1 protein-coding gene is annotated in these 297 nt (G+C 42.8%); it reads right to left on the reverse strand.

The features are described from left to right. Window positions 1-44: 44 nt before the first annotated feature. Window positions 45-297, reverse strand: a 253-nt coding sequence (locus AC6CHQ_RS16395) for an IS3 family transposase (protein WP_498082079.1), incomplete at its 5' end; no start/stop codon positions are given.

Genomic DNA, 297 nt, shown 5'->3' on the forward strand with positions numbered 1-297 from the left:
TGAACCGAACCCTTTAAAGCGGACAGTTTAATAAAAGACCCTTCTTATGCGGCGATGAGATGACTCCGGTATTGTGCCGGAGTCATCTTTTTTAGATTCCATTGATATCGGTGGTTGTTGTACTCGTAAATATATTCATCGACCAGTAGTTTGAGCTCATCGAAGGTTTGGCATTGCCTGTAGTCAATTTCATCTTTCATATGACCGAAGAAGGATTCCATCGGCGCATTGTCCCAACAATTTCCCTTTCGGGACATTGATTGTTTGATGTTCAGGTCCTTGAGGCGTTTCTGATAC

This window comes from Bhargavaea sp. GQ12, from assembly GCF_059758705.1.